General features: G+C 35.9%; 2 protein-coding genes. Both read left to right on the top strand.

Features of this window, described 5'->3' with window-relative positions:
* Nucleotides 1-114 precede the first annotated feature (114 nt).
* A complete protein-coding gene (locus IQ31_RS27235; RefSeq protein WP_145331511.1) occupies nt 115-807 on the top strand; it encodes a hypothetical protein in 693 nt (230 codons plus the stop codon).
* 2 nt (nt 808-809) lie between these two features.
* Nucleotides 810-1,097: a hypothetical protein gene (locus IQ31_RS27230; RefSeq protein ID WP_145331509.1), complete on the top strand. Its 288-nt coding sequence runs from the start codon at nt 810-812 to the stop codon at nt 1,095-1,097.
* The last annotated feature ends 212 nt before the right edge of the window (nt 1,098-1,309 follow it).

Here is a 1,309-nt window from a genome sequence, read left to right as displayed (position 1 = left end):
AAACACCGCCACTTTTTAAACGTTTAGGACGCAAGTGACTCAAAGTAGTGCTTAAAGGCGACTTTAATACATACATCCTTATCGGTAAGCAAAAAAAGGATTAGTATATTTGCGGTGAAAGAAATGGCCAATTTTATGCTAGTTGATCTCAAATTTGAAATAATTAATATTACTGCCATGCCACGAATAGAGGTCGAAAAAATGCTAAATGTATTTCTTTTGAGGAAGAAAAAAGGTTATAGTCAATTCGAGCTTTCTTTTCTCATGGGTCAACGCGACTTTTATGTTCGTGACGCTGAAGATCCCACTCATACCTTAATTTACTCCATACCATTTAATAATATATTTCGTGAGATTTTCGATTGTAGCATAGAGCAAATAGTGCCCGATATCACTAACTCAGGATTTACAATCCAAATATCTGTAGCAAAGAGTGAATCTGACTTGGCTGTTTATAAAGCTGAAAAAATCCTCAAAGATGGCAGTATAGAACTTGTCGCTATCTTATCTGCTGAACCAAAAGATTTATTACTGGAATCCCCAAATATAGTTACAGAACAATCAGTTAAAGAATGGGTATTACAACAAATCTCCTCAGGATATTTTAGCGAACCTAAAAATGCCTTACAGATTCTCAAAGATTGTGAGAAAGAATTCGAGTCTCCAGTACGCCCATTATTTCTTGCAAATGCGCTAAAAGCTTGCAATGGAACAAAAGGAACCCCTAAGTTAACGAACAAGAAAAATGAGAATGGGAGGTTTGTTTATGGAATGAGTAAAATAGCTATTATTAAAAATATTGAATAATTATGGAATTCATTTATACAGACCAACAAGTACAAGATGTATCAGACTATCTTCAACTTTACATGAAGAAAAATAACATACCATTTCTAACAGCAGATGAATGTGCGCAAGCTTTATCTGATGCTAGTATTCTAACTAATACAAAAGGACCTAAACCGGGGTTCAATTTTCGAGAAATGCTTAGACAATGCCGAGATGGTGTTCTTAATATTCAGGTATGTGGTGCATACCAAAAGAAACCTGGGGCAAGATGGAAGATAAGTTATGTAGGTAACCACCAACAGAACTGACGTATAAAATGACAACTTCCTGCCCGCTTTGTGAAGGTGATTATATAATATTTGTATTTTTCTAGACATCCACATTGAAATGAATGCTTAAAAAGATTGCATATACCGGAGCATGCTGGTTCTTCCCCACTTTTGGTGGTCAAGACGGAGCGTATACTACACGTTTCCTCAATAAGTCAAACCCCGCTCTACCATACATCTGCCTCTTAATC

The organism is Sphingobacterium siyangense (genome assembly GCF_007830445.1).
Taxonomy (GTDB): domain Bacteria; phylum Bacteroidota; class Bacteroidia; order Sphingobacteriales; family Sphingobacteriaceae; genus Sphingobacterium; species Sphingobacterium siyangense.
The sequence above is the reverse complement of the archived record's forward strand: the minus strand, read 5'-3'. Positions and strand labels throughout refer to the sequence as shown.